General features: G+C 53.8%; 12 protein-coding genes. 2 read left to right on the top strand and 10 right to left on the bottom strand.

Features of this window, described 5'->3' with window-relative positions; genetic code table 11:
- Window positions 1–241: 241 nt before the first annotated feature.
- From ACFSX3_RS20190 to ACFSX3_RS20225, 8 genes are all read right to left on the bottom strand, one after another.
- Window positions 242–2,224 (bottom strand): alginate lyase family protein, encoded by a 1,983-nt coding sequence (locus ACFSX3_RS20190; protein ID WP_209987801.1) that lies wholly within the window; start codon window positions 2,222–2,224, stop codon window positions 242–244.
- Window positions 2,221–2,556: a cupin domain-containing protein gene (locus tag ACFSX3_RS20195; RefSeq protein ID WP_209987798.1), complete on the bottom strand. Its 336-nt coding sequence runs from the start codon at window positions 2,554–2,556 to the stop codon at window positions 2,221–2,223. Before ACFSX3_RS20195 ends, ACFSX3_RS20190 begins: the two co-directional genes overlap by 4 nt.
- Before the next feature lie 139 nt (window positions 2,557–2,695).
- Entirely contained in the window at window positions 2,696–4,114 is a 1,419-nt protein-coding gene (locus ACFSX3_RS20200; RefSeq protein ID WP_209987795.1) for an ABC transporter substrate-binding protein, read from the bottom strand.
- 145 nt (window positions 4,115–4,259) lie between these two features.
- Window positions 4,260–5,867, bottom strand: a complete 1,608-nt coding sequence (locus ACFSX3_RS20205) for a helix-turn-helix domain-containing protein (RefSeq protein WP_209987793.1) — start codon at window positions 5,865–5,867, stop codon at window positions 4,260–4,262.
- A 9-nt stretch (window positions 5,868–5,876) separates the two neighbouring features.
- Entirely contained in the window at window positions 5,877–7,631 is a 1,755-nt protein-coding gene (locus ACFSX3_RS20210) for a sensor histidine kinase (protein WP_209987789.1), read from the bottom strand.
- 64 nt (window positions 7,632–7,695) lie between these two features.
- Window positions 7,696–8,565, bottom strand: coding sequence for a carbohydrate ABC transporter permease (locus ACFSX3_RS20215; protein ID WP_209987785.1), 870 nt, complete (start codon window positions 8,563–8,565; stop codon window positions 7,696–7,698).
- Window positions 8,566–8,586: 21 nt separating this feature from the next.
- On the bottom strand, window positions 8,587–9,477 hold the full coding sequence (locus tag ACFSX3_RS20220; protein WP_036724369.1) for a carbohydrate ABC transporter permease: 891 nt from the start codon (window positions 9,475–9,477) through the stop codon (window positions 8,587–8,589).
- A gap of 351 nt (window positions 9,478–9,828) precedes the next feature.
- Window positions 9,829–11,232, bottom strand: coding sequence for a class I SAM-dependent rRNA methyltransferase (locus tag ACFSX3_RS20225; protein ID WP_209987782.1), 1,404 nt, complete (start codon window positions 11,230–11,232; stop codon window positions 9,829–9,831).
- Window positions 11,233–11,332: 100 nt separating this feature from the next.
- Here ACFSX3_RS20225 and ACFSX3_RS20230 point away from each other — a divergent pair, with 100 nt between their 5' ends.
- Both ACFSX3_RS20230 and ACFSX3_RS20235 read left to right on the top strand, forming a co-directional pair.
- On the top strand, window positions 11,333–12,322 hold the full coding sequence (locus ACFSX3_RS20230) for a Na/Pi cotransporter family protein (RefSeq protein ID WP_209987779.1): 990 nt from the start codon (window positions 11,333–11,335) through the stop codon (window positions 12,320–12,322).
- A gap of 148 nt (window positions 12,323–12,470) precedes the next feature.
- Entirely contained in the window at window positions 12,471–12,848 is a 378-nt protein-coding gene (locus ACFSX3_RS20235; RefSeq protein WP_209987776.1) for an STAS/SEC14 domain-containing protein, read from the top strand.
- Between the two features lie 121 nt (window positions 12,849–12,969).
- Here the strand turns inward: ACFSX3_RS20235 and ACFSX3_RS20240 are convergent, their stop codons facing one another.
- On the bottom strand, window positions 12,970–13,887 hold the full coding sequence (locus ACFSX3_RS20240; protein WP_209988486.1) for an Rpn family recombination-promoting nuclease/putative transposase: 918 nt from the start codon (window positions 13,885–13,887) through the stop codon (window positions 12,970–12,972).
- 229 nt (window positions 13,888–14,116) lie between these two features.
- Window positions 14,117–16,363 (bottom strand): Ig-like domain-containing protein, encoded by a 2,247-nt coding sequence (locus ACFSX3_RS20245; RefSeq protein WP_209987772.1) that lies wholly within the window; start codon window positions 16,361–16,363, stop codon window positions 14,117–14,119.
- Window positions 16,364–16,480: the final 117 nt, after the last annotated feature.

Here is a 16,480-nt window from a genome sequence, read left to right on the forward strand (position 1 = left end):
TACACCAAGTGGAAACAGCTGTGCCGTCCTTTTAAAGGACGGTACCGTTTCGGCGAGAAATAGAAGGATAATGTATAGTGTGAAACATATACATTATATTTAAATAAAAGACTCTCCCGGAGCCGTGGAAACGGCGGACGGAAAAGTCTGAATAAACTCATGTGAATTACAACTAAACAGCTAATAGGTTAGGCATTAGATGTTTTAGTTGTACAAAATGCAATAAAGCACAAGACCCTTATTACTTCCGCTCCGTCCAGCCCAGGGTGTCCGGGCCGATTACAATTGTGCCGATCGCATCTCCGTATATATAGGACAGCTCGACCCGCCGCCGCTCCGCATCCACCACGCAGGTGCTCACGTGCAGCGGACCGCTGCCGTCTGCCGCATCGCCGGGCAGGCACAGCGTCAGAATTCCAGCCTTTCCGGCCCAAGCCGCCCGGCCCTCTACTACCGGAATCTCCGATTTGGAGCCGTAGACCTCAGATACCCAGCCCTGCTCCTTACTCACCGTGAACTGTTCATCCTTCAGGCCGCTGGTCATCCAGCTCATATTCAGCTTCACTGTAGAGCCGGGATAGACCACGGTTGCTGTAGTCCGTGCGGCTCTGGCTGCAACTTCGGGTTCTCCGGCTTCGCTCACGGCCTCTCCAGCCTCTCCGGCTTCGGAAGACAGCTCCAGCACCGCCTCCGGGTGCAGATGGAACCGCTGCTCCAGCTCATGCGCTCCATCCCCCTCCAGCCAGTCGGCAATCAGCAGCAGCGGCACCTCCACGCCCAGCAGCACCCAGCGCCGGTGCAGCACCGGACCGGGGAGACGGGTATAGCCGTCATGCGCGGCATCAACGAAGTGGTAACGGCTGTTGCTCTCCCAGCGGAAGGTGCAGGCCTTAGCCACAGGCTCGCCCCATTGCTGGGTGTAGATATAAGGCGTCTGATCCAACCCGTCTACGGTAATGGTGTTGTGCGCGCGGGTACTTTTGAAATAACGGCGCCATTCCCCTTCCTCGTAGGTGTACCTCCCGGTATCGGTGAAGAGCAATTGCCCGTTCCACATCCACTCCAGATTCAGCGCATCGGCATGACCGTGCGCTCCGCCCATCTCTGCGGCATCGAAGAACAGATACTGCTGCGGGTCCCGCATCACATAATACCCGGTCTGCACAAAAGCCACGCTGGTCGCCGAAGGCGCAGACTCCGCCTGAAGCTGCACACACCGCTCATACGCCTCGGCTCCCAGCAGCCAGAGGCATTCTGCATTGCCCGTGCCGCGTCCAACCAGCGCATCATCCTTCAGAATAGCCCCCAGCAGCGTCAGCCGCTGCCGGCCGCTGCTGATCCAGTCGGAATCGCCGATCCCGGTGGACTGGTGATCCGGGCGGACCAGCGCTTCGGTGAACGCGGCCATCTTGCGTAGCTGCCCGCCGTACCAGGCGGAGAACGGGTGGCCGGATAACGCGCCCAGCAGATAAGGCGTCCCGAACATCTCAATGGCCGCATCATGGTAATGGGTGGTCAGCTCAATCTGAATCCCTTCCGGCCCCACCTGATGAAGCAGACACAGCTCCAGGCGCTCCCCGGCCAGCTGCCGCCAATACGGGGCGCGCGGATGCTCGTGATGGAAGACAGCAATCATGTAGAGGCCCTGCATATGCATAATCGCATGATTGATCTCCGTGCTGCCGAGGTAGCGGGTCAGAAATTCGGCATGCTCCGCAAGCCCCTCCAGCAACTCGTTGCGGAACCCCTCGCCCAACAGCAGACTGTCCTCCATATATTTATAAGCAGAGATCCAGGACTGCACACGCAGGCCGGTCTCCAGCAGACGCCATGGACCTAGCTTCTGGAAAAAGACCGCTTCCTCATACGACGGGATCACAGGAACCGGATTCTGCTCGCGCCAGCTGCGGAAATGCTGCATAAAGGCCGTAACGTATTCCGGCTTGCCGTTCATCAGATAGGCCTTGCCCAGATCCAGCATATGCCAGTGGCGGTTGATGCCCCAGGTGAATTCGGGGTCGTTCGTAGGATTATGCAGCCAGTCCGCCACCGGCTTGCCCAGCGGAATCCAGCGGCTCAGATCACCGGTATAAGGAATAATGAATTCATTGTTCACGGCATGATCGGCAATCTGGACCGAGTTCTGCGCCTCGATGGGGAAATGACGAACATAATAAGCGGCAGCGCTGCGCAGCTCAGATACATTCAGATAATAATCCTTCATTCCTGCTTCTCCAGGAAGTCCTCACGGAACGGATTGAACACATCCAGAATCACGGAATCCTCCAGCGCTTTCACACCATGCGGAATATTGTAGCCGGCATAGAAGCTGTCGCCCGCTTTCAGAATACGCGTCTCCTCCCCGACCTTGACCTCAAAGCTGCCCTTCACAATATAGCTGATCTGCTCATGCGCATCATGGGAATGAACCTCCCCGATGCCGCCTTTGGCGAAGGTGACCTCCACCATCATCATCGAGCCCCCCTTTGCAAGCAGGGTACGGGAACTGCTCTCATTCAGAACCGTCTTTGCGGCTTCGCTATTCTCTATAATCATTTCGGATCTGCTCCTCTCTATAAAATATCCCCACAAAGTGGGGCTTTAGCTTCGATGATGACTCAGGTACTTTGCGGGGGGCCCCAAGACAAGGCGGCCGAATCCATCATGCATCGGCCGCCCGCCTGAACCTTACCTCTTATTCTTCGGTGGATAATTTACCCTGAAGCTTCGATGCGTCAAAGCTTGGATCGGCCACAATATTTGTTGCGCCGGAAGCTCTCGCTTTTTCCAAAGATGCATTGTACCGGGTGTCCAGATCCTTGATAATACTGTCCACATCTCCACCGGTGAAGACGAAGACTGAGAACGCATCGCTCCATTTGCTGCCTTCCAGTGATCCTTCTGTAATGGTCAGCGGGTTCGCCGGATAAATGGCGTCATAACGCTTCGGCAGGAAGCCTTCAATGCCGGGAATGCTTGGTTTTTTGCCGGAGCTGATGACCGTCTTGATCAGGGAGATACCATAGCCTTTTTCATAATATTCGCTCTGCAGGCTGTCGCTGTACACATACTCCATGAACTTCCACGCTGCTTCCTTGTGCGTGCTGTCTGCGCTGATGCCGATGTAGGAGCCGCCGATGATCTGCGATGCGCCCTTGATCGTTCCGTCCGTAGTCGGTACAGCAACAGCAGCCCAATTAGCGGTGGTCGGGAACTGGTCTTTGTAGACGCCGGGCTCTGCGGAGTGGTTAATGTACATGCCGATTTTGCCTTGAGCGAACTGCGCACGCAGCGGATCGATATCCAGGCTCTCTACGCCCGGCAGCATGCTGCCATCTTCATTCATCTGACGCAGGGCCAGCGCAATATCCTTGTACATGCTGAAGTCGAATTGGCCGGTCTTGTAATTGTAGCCGTCAATGCCGGTAGTGTTGCTCGCGCCTGCTACGGTATTGGAGGCACGCCAGAAGCCGCTTGAGCTCTTGAACGGGCTGGCGAAGCCGTATACGCCGTCCTTTTTGCCGGTTTCGGTAATCTTTTTGGCGGCTGCAACCATCTCGTCCAGTGTTTTCGGAGGATTCTCAATGCCCGCTTGCTTGAAGATATCTTTATTATAGATCAGTCTCCAGATCTGTCCGGTGTTGGGCAGGGTATAGGTCTTGCCGTCCACGGTATTCTTGTTCTCCAGCAGGCTATCCTTGAAGGTCTCCTTCATCTCGCTGCTCATATAGTCATTGATCGGGGCCATGTAACCTTTTTTGTAATAGGTCTGGAAGTCGTTGATCTGAAGCACATCAGGAGCCTGCTTACTGGCAAAAGCGATATCTACCGCCTGCGGATAATTGTCCCCCATCACGGTCATTTCCACTTCGATGTTATCCTTGTTCGTCTTGTTGAACTCATCAATCTTGGATTTCATGAAATCGGCATCGTGACGGTCGGGTGTCCAGTAGATGATTTTGGTTTTGCCGCCGCTTGCTGCTCCGTTGTCGCCTTTGGCGTCCGCCGGTTTGCTGTTACTTGCCGCGGGCTCCTTATTGCTGTCGGCAGCGCAGCCGGCCAGACTAAGTGCCAGCACTGTACTCATTGTTGCAACAACCCATTTTTTATCCATCGTTATGCCCCCTTGTGCTTGTCCTGACAGCCTGCAATCGGCTATCTGTTAACGTAATCATAATGGTTCCGCTTTCAGTGGGGTGAGGGACATTCTAACTTTGTAAGGGGGAAAAAATGCTTGTCCCTGTTCCTTCAGCTCCTGCTTATTTCAGGTATTTCTGCCGGAATGCTGTGGGCGTCAGCCCGCAATATTTTTTGAACAGGCCGCTGAAATAAGGGCGGTCCTCATAGCCGAGCATCAGGGAAATCTCCTGCACCTGTGCCCCGGCAATCAGCAGCTCCTTCGCCCGCTCCATCCGCAGCTTGGTAATATACTGGATCAGTGTCATGCCAGTCTCCTTCTTGAAGGCGCCTGCGAAATAGCTCGGACTCAAATGGACGGCCTGTGCGCAGCTGTTCAGGGTCAGATTCTCCTCCAGATGCAGCCGGATATATTCTCTGGCCCGGTTAATGGACTGTGTTACATCGCGGAACTGCTTACTATCGACGAATTCACAGCCCATGCTGGCGAAGTGATTGATATAGCTTTTCCAGCCGCCAAAGGTTAAAGAACGGTTCTCCTCCAGCGCCGTCAGGTCAGCCTCCAGCTGTATGCGCTCCTCCTCCGTGATTTCATCACAGAACGCCCGGTACATGGCGAAGGTCAGCCCGGACAACAGACGGACCATCGACAGCGGGTCAGGATATCTGCCGGAGAGGGTCCACTGCCGGAAGATATCGCCGATGATCTCATGACAGCCTTCTTCATTGCCGGATTTGAGCGCGTACAGCAGCTCCTTCACCTTCTCCTCAGGATAGTCCGGGGCTGCGCGGTTCTCCGGGTCCAGCTCTGTGAAGCGGAAGATACAATTCCCCTCACTGTAAAAGCGGTAGGCCAGCGCTTTGGCCGCATGCACGAAGGAGGCCCGGATCTCACGCGGTCCCCGTGCCGCTGTGCCAAGGCCGATCGAAACGGTATTCTTACTGTATTTCTCCACATTCTCACGGCATAGCTCCAGCAGCTCCACCGTATCCATGGCCTCGGGCGGATTAAAGACCGCGGCCAGCCGCTGTCTGCTCTCGCGCAGTACAACGCCGCGCGTGTGCATTTTCAGCGTCTCGTCCAGGATGTTCTTGATCGCAAAGGGAATGATTTCACTGTCATCCAGATGCAGGGTGTACCCGTATTCGGTATAACAGTCCAGCTCAATGGCCATCACCAGCAGATTGCCGGCATCCAGGTCGATGCCCAGCTCCTGCCAGCGGCTGTCACTCATGCTGACAGTTGTCTCTTGGCGCAGCAGAGCGGTGAGATAATCCTGGCGCAGCTGCGAATGGCTGGCTATCATCTTCTGCTCCATTTGCTGTATCTGCTCTGCTCTGGCCCGCTCTTCTTCAATAGTCTGCTTCACCTTCAGCACAGCGTCCACAATCTCCGGCTGGGTGAACGGCTTCAGCAAATAGTCGGAGGCGCCCAGCTTGATCGCCTCCTGCGCATAGCTGAAATCCGAATACCCGCTGATGAATATAAATTTGGCCCGCAGCTTCGCTTCGCCTGCCCGTTTCATCAGCCCAAGACCGCTGAGCTTTGGCATACGGATATCGCTGATTACGATGTCGGGGTCCTTCTCCAGCAGTAGCTCCCAGCCCTGCTCACCGTTACCGGCGGTCCCCGCCACCTCGATTCCATGATCCGCCCACGGGATCGTTGAAGCAATTCCTTTGACGACAGTCTGAATATCATCCATTACGCACAGGGTCAACGGGTTCATGGCAGCCTCCTAGAGGATCGGTATCGTGACGGTTACAGTTGTGGCAATATCGGGAATGCTGCTGAAGGCAATCGATGCAGATTCACCGTAGTGCAGGCTGAGCCTGCTGCGCAGGTTGGACAAGGCATATCCCCTGCGCTCCGCTTCGGTGCCATTCACCGCATTCGCAAGCTGAGCGGCATCCATGCCGCAGCCGTTGTCCGTGACCCGCAGGATCATGAATCCGGCAGCGCGGTAGATGCGGATCTCAATCCTGCCCAGCTCCGCTTTGTCGCGGAAGCCGTGCAGGATTGAATTTTCCACCAGTGGCTGAAGCAGAATCTTCAACATCCGGACGGACAGATAAGCGTCATCCTCCACCTCAATCGTATAGGTGAACAGATTCTCATAACACTTCTGCTGGAGCTGCAAATACTGCCGGACATGCTGGACCTCCTGCTGGAGGGTCGTAATATCATTCCCGTTGTTCAGCCCCAGGCGGAACAGGAGCGACAAGGCCACGATCATCTCGCTGACATCGCTTTTCTCGCCATTCTCGCTTTTCCAGAAGATCGTATTCAGCGTATTGTATAAGAAATGAGGGTCCACCTGCGCCTGTAACGCCTTGACCTCCGACTTGCGCTTCTCCTGCTCCGAGGTCCGCACCTCCTGAATCAGAACCTGAATCTGGTCCAGCATCCGGTTAAACTTATGGCCGACGGCGCTGACCTCATCCTCATAGCGGCTCTGAAACCGCACATCCAGATCGTTATACTCTACCTCTACCATCAGACGCTGCAGCTTGTTGAGCGGCTTCAGCAGTGCAGAGGCGAGCAGGTTGGACAAGGCCAGCGCCACCAGGGTACAGATCAGCATAATCCAGAAGATCAGCCAGCGGATCTGGTTCAGCGGTTTCAGCAGGTCTGCTTTGGACTGAATGCTGACCATAACCCAGTCCTCATTCATCGACAGCGTGCTGTAATTGACGAGCAGCTCCTCGCCTTTGGCATTGATATAGTTGAAATCGCCTGCCGCCCCTGCATTGGACCGGCTGACGAAATTCTGCTCTGTATTGAAATCGTAAGTCTGCGTCTCCGGCCGGATGACCATCGACCCATCCTTTTGCAGCAAAAAGAGCTGAACCTGATTATTCATCAGATCCTGCTCCAGGATAGACCTCATCGCCCCCTCCTTCATGTTCACAACCATATAGACGTCCGGAAAATTATGATTGTCAATCACCGTAGGCTTCAGCAGCAGCGAGAGCACCCGGCCCTTCGATTGGAAGAGCTCGCTCTGATGCGCCCCCAGCCACAGGGTATTCCAGCCCGGCCGCTCCAGATAACTCCCGTATTTCTCCATGAAGTTGGTCTTCCGGTCGGGGAAATCTTTAGTGGAGTAAAAATCGCCAATGGGCGTACTGAGATAGGTCGCATCGATCAGCGGCTCCACCAGCTTAAGCTGGTCAAAGGAGGTCTGCAGCAGCGACAGATTCTGATAATAATGAGAGGAATTACGGCTACTGACATCCTTCATCGCCTGGCCGAAGCTCTCACCCAGCATAAGAGAATAGGAAGAGACCACGATATGCCGGAGATGCTCGTCCATCACCTGAACCGATTTGTTCAAGATGCCTTGCTTCAGCTCAAGCGCACTGCCCTGGATGCTGCGCGCCGCAAAAAGATACGAGCCGACTCCGGTTACACTGATGCAGAGAATGGCGAGGAAGATGTACAGCACCTGAATTCTTTTCTTCAAAGACTGCTTGTAGAAACCGAGTTTCATCCGTGAACCACTCCTTGCAACCCATTGTAACAACAGTGCGGGCGGAACACTACTCTTTCCGGGACTACCCTTTGACGGCGCCGAGCGTTACCTGCATGAAGGATTTGTTGGCGAACACATAGACCACCAGCAGCGGCAAAATGGACAGGCACGCCCCAGCCATCATCAGCTGTACCTCTGACGCCGCCCCGATTCCGTAACGCAGATTCGCCAGCCCGACCGGAAGCGTCTGAAGCTGGGGATTGCTCATCGTGAAGACCAGCGGCAGAATATATTCATTCCAGGACCCCTGGAACGCCCCCAGCCCGGCAACCGCCAGCGCAGGCCGAAGCATCGGCAGGATGATACGCAGGTAGACAGAGTAGAAGTTGCAGCCATCGATCATCGCCGCTTCGTCGAGGTCGCGCGGAATGCTCTGGAAGAAGCCGATTAAGATGAAATAACAGGTGGCATGGGCGCTGATCAGGATAATAATGACGCCCCAGAGCGTCTTGTTCAGGCCGAGCATGACCATCAGGTCAAATTGCGGACGCAGCACTACGGCGCCGATGGAGATGAACAGCGTGGAGGCCATGAGCAGGGAGTACGCTTTTTTGCCGATAAAAGAAACCCGGTTTACCGCATAGGCGGACATCGAAGCAATCAGCAGAGTGCCGACAGTGGTGGCCACGCTTACAAATATACTGTTCAGCGTATAGCGGGAGAAATTGGCGTTCTTCCACGCTTCCAGGTAGTTCGAGAAATGCCAGCTTGACGGCCAAATGGTTGCACTGCCGGTCAACTCCTGGTTCGTCTTGAACGAGCCCAGCACGACCATGATGATCGGGAACAAGGCCAGCAGGGCGGCCGCAATCAGAAAGATCCAGAGCACAGCCTTGCCGAACGAGCGGGTCAGCAGCGGGGACATGTCGGAACGGGTGCGGGTGTTATTCATTCTGCTCTCCTCCTGTCTGTTCTAGTACACATCGTTTAATTTCTTGGAGATCCGGAAGTAGACCAGCGTCACGCCGCCCACAATGACCGCAGTGGTGAAGCCGACTGCGCTGCCATAGCCAAGCTGCTGGATGGACTGTGCTTCCGCCGAGACCGGGAATAAGAGCTTGAACAGGTACAGGTACATGACTTCTGTTTTGCCATACGGCCCGCCTTCAGTCAGCACCATAATGCTCTCATAGCCCTTCAGCGAGATGGTGATCGCCAGCATGATAATCATCTGCATCACCGGTCCCAGCAGCGGGATGGTCACATTCTTCAGCTTCTGGAATTCATTCGCCCCGTCCAGCGAGGCTGCTTCGTACAGATCATTGGGAATGCCTTGGAGTCCCGCAAGGAACAGCAGCATATAGTTACCGACCGCACCCCAGATAGCAATTATGATCGTCGTCATCATGGCATGGTCGGCGCTGAGCCAGCCAACCGGTTCGCTGATGATATGGAAGCGGATCAGCAGCTGATTCAAGATACCGTTATAGGAGTTGAAAATGATGAAGAAGACAATCGCCATAACCGAGGCGCTGAAGATCGTAGGCAGATAATAAATCGCCCGCAGGAAGGAACGCCCTTTCATTTTGCGGTTCAAGATAATCGCCAGCAGCAGCGACATCGGAATCGTCACCACGAGCTTGCCGAGCGCATAGATCCCGGTATTGCCGACAGAGGACCAGAACTGATGGTCGCGCAGCACCCGCCCGAAGTTATCGAGGCCGATAAATACAGGCGTCCCAAACCCCTGATAGTCATAGAACATATACCGCAAGGCCCACAGCAGAGGATAAATGCCGAACACCAGGGTCAGGAACAAGCTGGGAAATACGAAGACGTAGGCATGTATTTTTTTCTGTTTCATAAACGGCCCCCCTCAGAATCTGTACCTTGATTATAGAGGGTCCGCCTACGCTACCGGGATAGGGAAATCAACTATTGAAAGGGGAGGATGTTACTGAGCTGGGGGGGCCGGAGGGCAAGTCGATGGTGAATGGGGCGGGCGACGAGGGGTGGGCGCGGCGGGGGCGGGACTTGGGCTGATTTTGTGATTACACATAGAACGTTTACCGCACTCCCCCTCTGCCGCCTTAAATACTTATCCCGCTCTGCCCAGAACAATTAAATTTTGTACTATTAAAAAAGATAAAAAAAGAGCCTCTATTAAAAGAGACTCTTCCCCCCAAAACCGGCTGGCCCGCCGGGTCTGACACTTCTATTTGCTGCGCACCTCAAAGATGGCAAACTTCAGATAATGCCCCTCGTCCACACCGAGAATCTGCGGATGGTCCTTGCCTGCGGCCCGCCATTCGATCAGTCTCAGCACCTTACCGGCATCCTTGGCTGCTTCCATGATCGTATCGAGGAACAGCTGCGGCTGCATGTGGTACGAACAGCTGGCCGTGACCAGATATCCGCCGTCATTCACCAGCTTCATGCCCTGCAGATTGATGTCCTTGTAGCCGCGTACGGCACCTGCCACTGCACTTTTGGTCTTGGCAAAAGCAGGCGGGTCCAGAATCACGACATCCCACGTGCGTCCGCCCCCGGCGGTCATCGGCTTCGCGGTGTCCGCCTTGGCAGCTGGTTTGCTTGCGGTTTTCCCTTCTGCTGCTGCGCCGCCCGTAGCGCGCTCGGTGCGTTCCTCCTGACCCTTCACCTGATTGCGCAGAAAAGCAAATGCATCATCTACCACGAACTCCACCCGGTCGCTGAACCCGTTGATCTCCACATTGGCCTTCGCACTCTCGATGGCATGCGCGGATACATCCAGGCAGGTTACCTTCTTGGCACCATACTTGCAGGCATGCAGTGTGAAGCTTCCTGTATGCGCAAAGCATTCCAGGACAGTTGCACCATCCCAGTACGGGAAGGTGACAGGCTTGCCGCTTTTGTTAACCGGCAGCATCTGGAGTGAACCATCCTCGGCGGCTACGTTCTGCAGTGTAATTCCGCTGCGTCCGCCCCAGCCCTGCATCAGCGGAGCAATCGATGCCCTGTTCTCCCGCTGATCGAAGAAGTATCCGGTCTTCTGCCCCTCTTCAATATCGACAATGACCTTCAGCCCGTTCTCGCTTACGGTAATGTGGCGCGGACATTCACCGTAGAGCACACCCGTGGTCTGTTCCAGTCCCTCCAGCTCCCGCACACTGACATCGCTGCGCTCATAGATGCCGCGCGGCGCCACCACCTGAACCAGCGCCTCCACAATCTCGGAGCGGTGCTGGTCCATAGCCAGTGTCAGCAGTTGCACCACAAGGACTTCACCGAAGCGGTCAATGATCAGCCCTGGCAGAAAATCCGCTTCCCCGTAGACCAGACGATAAGCGTCCGCCCCCGGCAGGAAGCGTTCCCTGTGCCGCAGACAGTCCTCGAACCGCTGTGCAAAAAACGCCGTGTCCATCGCCGCCAGCTTGTGCTGCGACAGAATTCTAACCCGGATCTGCGAAGCTGGATTGTAATACCCCGTAGCCAGATACCGCCCCTGATGGGTCAGAACATCCACCAGTCCGCCTGCCTGCGGATCTCCGTCTACAGATGCTACTTCACTGGCGAAGACCCATGGATGGCCCTGCTCCAGTCTTTTTTTACGGTTTCGTTCCAGAATTACTGATGCCAATACCTTCAACTCCCTATTCTTGTTGCCAGATTAATATACATGTCCTATGCCTGGCGTTCATATATTGGTACAACCCCCGTTCAAAAAGGAGCCTGTCCTTATGATCCGTGAACTGTTATTCCCTGTCCTCTACGGTCTTGTCATATTTCTCGCCGGCATGAAGGTGATGGAAGCCTCGCTGTCGCGGCTGGCCGGTCCGCTGCTGAAGCGCAGCCTGCACAAGGCTACCTCCACACCGGCCAAAGGCCTGATCGTCAGCGCTCTGCTGTCAGCGCTGCTGCAGAGCAGCACCGCTGTAACGGTGCTGACCATCGGCATGGTCAATGCCGGGCTGCTGACCTATGCCCGCACGCTTGGCATTATTCTCGGCAGCAACATCGGCACCTGCCTGACAACGGAGCTGATCAGCCTGCAGATCAGCACACTGGCCGCGCCGCTGCTGATCGCGGCGCTCTGTCTGTGGGCCGCCGCCGTGATGGCCGGCGAGCTGGCCCCGCAGTCCTGGCGGCTGCTTGAGGCCTGCCGCCGGATCTCGGGACCGCTACAGTTCATCTCCCTCGCGGTCACCGGCTTCGCGCTCGTCCTGTGGGGCATCGCGGTCATGCAATCCATCGGCCCCGCCCTAGAGGGTAGCGCCCTGTTCAGCTGGTTCCTCGGGCATGCCGCAACCAGCGCACTCTGGGGGCTGGCCGCCGGAGCTGTACTGACGGCGATGGTGCACAGCAGCGCCGCAGTCATCGGCATGGCGATGGGCCTAGCTGCCAGCGGTGTGATGCCGCCTGCACTTGGCATCGCCATCGTCCTCGGCGCGAATATCGGCACCTGTGTCACTGCCGTCATTGCCGCCATCGGCAGTACGCCTTCCGGCGTATTCGTCGCCTGGTCGCATGTGACGCTGAATGTCGGCGGCGCCTTACTCTTTCTGCCCTTCATCCAGCCGCTGCAATCCCTGTCCGCCTGGCTCGGCGGCGGACCTGCTGCCCAGCTCGCCCATGCCCAGACTATTTTCAATGTCATCTGTTCGCTTGGGGTACTGCCGTTATGCTATCTGCCCGTCTGGTCCAGGCTGGAGCAGCGGCTGCAGTCCTGAGTCTTCCAAGAATCGTAATCGCAGTCCTCATTATACTTCAAATCCGTCCCGCAGTACTAATTCAAACCTTAATTGCGTAAGAAATTTCCCCTTATTGATTTTGTAAGATATATAAGCATAATTGGAACTAAAGGAGATGATTCCAAAGTTGAGTAATCAGAATATCAGCACAACAGTTTCAGGAGATTTAATTGTTACCCATCTAATTGGCAAGATTAACACAGATGATGTGAATGAATGGTTCCATGGATTCGAGCATGCTTGCCAGCAATTCATTTCCGAGAATCGGAAATACAAATTGCTGGTGGACCGAAAAGGATACACACCAGATCATTTTTCTGTTCAAAAAGCATGGAAAGATAAGTTCTTCAATGAAACTCTATTGAATCACAGCATGGCAATTGCGTTTCTCCTTGAAGAAGGGGAGATCATGAATTATTTACAACAATCCAACACCAAAAAATCCGTGAATTTTTTTGATAATTATGAACAAGCATTGATTTGGTTGAATGAGTATTCAATATAAAGCCTTACAAATTTCCAGTTCATTGTGAGTCAGCGCTCTGTCATAGTAACAATTTTATAGAATTACAGAAAAGATCCTAAAAAAAGACCCAGGGCCACCGATATTGGCCCCAGGTCTATATTTACATCAGCTTCTTAATCGTATCCAGCGGCAGTTCAACAGCCTTAGAGACCACTTCGGGAGAAAATCCATTAAGCAGCAATTTACGAATGAGCTCCGCCTGACCTTCTTCTTTTCCTTCTGCTTTGCCTTCCTCAATACCTTCTGCTTTGCCTTCCTCAATACCTTCCGCTTTGCCCTCTTCGTATCCCCAACGCTTCCAGGCTGGCATCAATTCCATAATGACTTCTCCCTCCTCCGGGTAATGATCGATTAATTCTCTTAGAATCTCCTCATCCTGTATCCGGTCCGGCTTGAAATACAAATCGGCCACTGACATAATCAGCGCCAGCCGTCCCTGATCCAACCGTGTCCTGAGCTTAATGAACATACGCAGGAATTCCCGGCGCACTTCTCTTGCTTCTCTTGTAGTATAACCCATCTTCGCTAATAACGCAGCAGCCACTGCATTGTCTGAGTCGATGAATCGCCGCCAGCTCTGCTTACGCAGCTCCACCTTAAGGAATTGGAAGCGCAGAATGGAATGCTCCGGAATAGACATCTCCAGCGTGTCCGGCTCTTCCCGGACCTCATCTGAGGTAAAGATCGCAATCGGAATAATCAGCTTATGGTCTTTGCGGTAGCGCTCGAATAGACGGCTGAAGTAAATAAACATTCTCTCACGGAATGCGGTATCCCTATACGATTGCGGTTCCAGGTGAATTAGGATATAACCGTCCAGTCCTTTGTAGCGGGTCTCCAGCAGCAAATCCAGCTCACGCGCTTCTTCTCCGACAATATCTACCAATAACTCCTGCATTAAAAACCGGGTCTCACTATAGTCCAGCATGGCATGCAGTTCAGGAAAAAACAACTCTATGAATTCTTCAAAGAACGTCTCCAGCAGCTTCTTGAAAGCTTCATCATGTGGTATAGAAATATGTTTCGCCTCCTTTTATAGGTTTGAGCTTGTTCTAATGTGATTGTATTCCATTTATTTGGGATTGTATATAATAAAAGGAACATACATTCGCGTTTAAATGTGATACCCCTACCTTATTAATTTTGAGCATTCCGATTCCTCACCATAAACAAAAAACCTGCACACCGTCCATATGGACGAATGTACAGGTCTTCTCGTTGCCGCTCAAACCGCCAGCAGCCTTACACTATTTCACACTAACATATACCGAGACTGACTTAGCTCCCAGTTTTCCTTTAATAGATGCGCTCCCCTTGCTCACTGCTGTAATCATCCCGGTGGCATTCACCTTGGCTACAGAGGATTTGGAGCTGGTCCAGACCATGCTTCCTGTGACTACCGCAGTCCGGCCGGTATCATACAGCGCGGTTACAACCACGCTTTTGCCTGCACCCGGCGCAAGGCTCAGCCGTTTCTCACTGACCGTCAGCTTCATCAGCTTGGGAACAACATTGATCTTGACCGTTGCCTGAATCCCCTGATAGGAGCCGCTCAGTGTAGTTGTACCTTCTGCCAGGGCTTTGACGGAAGTGCCTTTGATTGAGGCTACAGCAGGGTTGGAAGATTCCCAGTTCATCGCCCCTGAGAAGTTGGCAGACTTGCCGTTGGAGAAATACCCGGTGACCTTAATGCTCTTGGAGGCCTTGATATTCATCTCCAGCGTTGCCGGTTCCACAACCAGCTTCACAACCTTCTGTTCAATCGTTACCGGAACACTGATCGTCTTGTTAGAGTAGGTCCCCTTCAGGGTTGCTGTACCTTTCGCCAGTCCCTTGAGGGTCTTCGCAGTGCTTGTCTGCTTAAGAACGGCATTGCTGCCGCTTAGCTCCCACTTAATGCTTCCCGATACATCCAGCTCGTCGCCATTCTCCAGTACAGCCTGGACAGCAGGCAACGGTAGTTCTTCACCAATGACTACGCCCAGTGCTTCATCCGGCCCAATCAGGACCAGCACTTTGTTCTGAACCGTTACATTAAATTGAACGGTCTTGGACCGGATGGCTGTAGCAGAAGCGGAGGTCACTTCGCCATTCTTGAACTTCCCGGTCAGTATAGCGGTGCCTGCCTTGCCGCCGACAAACTTTCCGTCCTTGATGGACACAATCTCTTCATTCGCAGAGATCCACTCCATCTCATCACTGATGTCCAGCTTGGTTCCGTCATACTTGGTTCCGTTCACCTTCGGCAGGCTAACCGCATCCGCCGTGTATATTTCCTGTTCCGTCTTCTCCAGACTGAGCTCAGTCAGGGTTGGAAGGACGGTGATTTTGAAGGTTTTGCTGATGCCCAGATAACTCGCCTTAATGATCGAGGTCCCTACCGCTTTACCTGTTACCGTGGCAAAAGCGTTGGCCGCATCCGCCGTATTGGCAGTCACCGTAGCGTTCATCAGGTTGTCAGAGGTCCAGACTGCGGATGCTGTTTCGTTCGAGGTAGAATTGACCGCATTGCGCATCATTGCCGTTACATTCAGACTCTCCCCCAGGAAAAGCGACTGGTCGCCGGAAGGCTTCAGCACAAGCGCTTCATAAGGTGCGCGTACATAGACATCCACCGACTGGGTGACACCCAGATAGCTTGCGGTAATGACAGTCTTGCCCACGCCGAGAATGGTAATCTCGCCGTCTTTTACTGTTGCTACACTTTCGCTGGAGCTGCTCCACTCTGCCTCTTTGTCGATCGTGAGCTCTGGACTCACCGCTGTAGCTTTGGTCACTGCTTTCACATGCACCGGATTATCCCCGACCAGCATTTCGAGTTCTTTGACAACAGTATCCTTCTGGTCTTTGAGCATAATGGCGGCATAAGGAAGCTCCACCACCGCTTTGATCGTTTCGGTTAATCCTTTGTACTTGGCGGTAATGGTAGCCTTACCTTCACCGACCAGAGTAATCTTGCCTGCTGCTATGGTCAGCACGCCTGTATTCGAGCTGCTCCATTCAACGTCCTTCGTTACATCCTTCTGCGCCGTGGCTGAAGTTCCGCCGATGGCGGTTGCCGTAACGGACAGCAATTCCTCTTTGTCGCCTAATTTATAGCTGCCCTCTGTACTGCGGGTCAATTTCAGTTCCTTGAAGGAATGGGAGACCGACACCTCTACCGAAGCTATTGCATTATTGTAGGTTGCTGTAATCATTGCCGTTCCGGCATCCACCGGCTTAAGCTGACCGTTCAGCACTGTTACGACTTCCTGCTTCGAGGAGGTCCATGTGGCGGCTGCCGTTACATCCCGCTTGGAAGCGGAGCCCTCTACATTGGCATATACCTTAAGCTGCTTCGGTGATTGGCCCACGGTAAGCTCAACCTTGGCTGCGCTGTCGAATTCAATAGAGATAGTGTCTCCAGCAGCGGCAAAGACGTTTACCGGAAAAGCGGCTACAACGAGCAATATCATAATGAGGAGCGTTTTTGTCATTTTCCTGTACACGGTCATCTGTTCTCTCCTTAGACGGTCTGATTATCGGTGGAATTTTACCACACTCTTCCACTATATCGACATATACAGCCCATGTCTTTACCCCATTTTCCATATTTCACGATTCCCGGGCAA

It is taken from the genome of Paenibacillus rhizoplanae, from assembly GCF_042684125.1.
In the GTDB taxonomy this organism is placed as follows: domain Bacteria; phylum Bacillota; class Bacilli; order Paenibacillales; family Paenibacillaceae; genus Paenibacillus_AQ; species Paenibacillus_AQ rhizoplanae.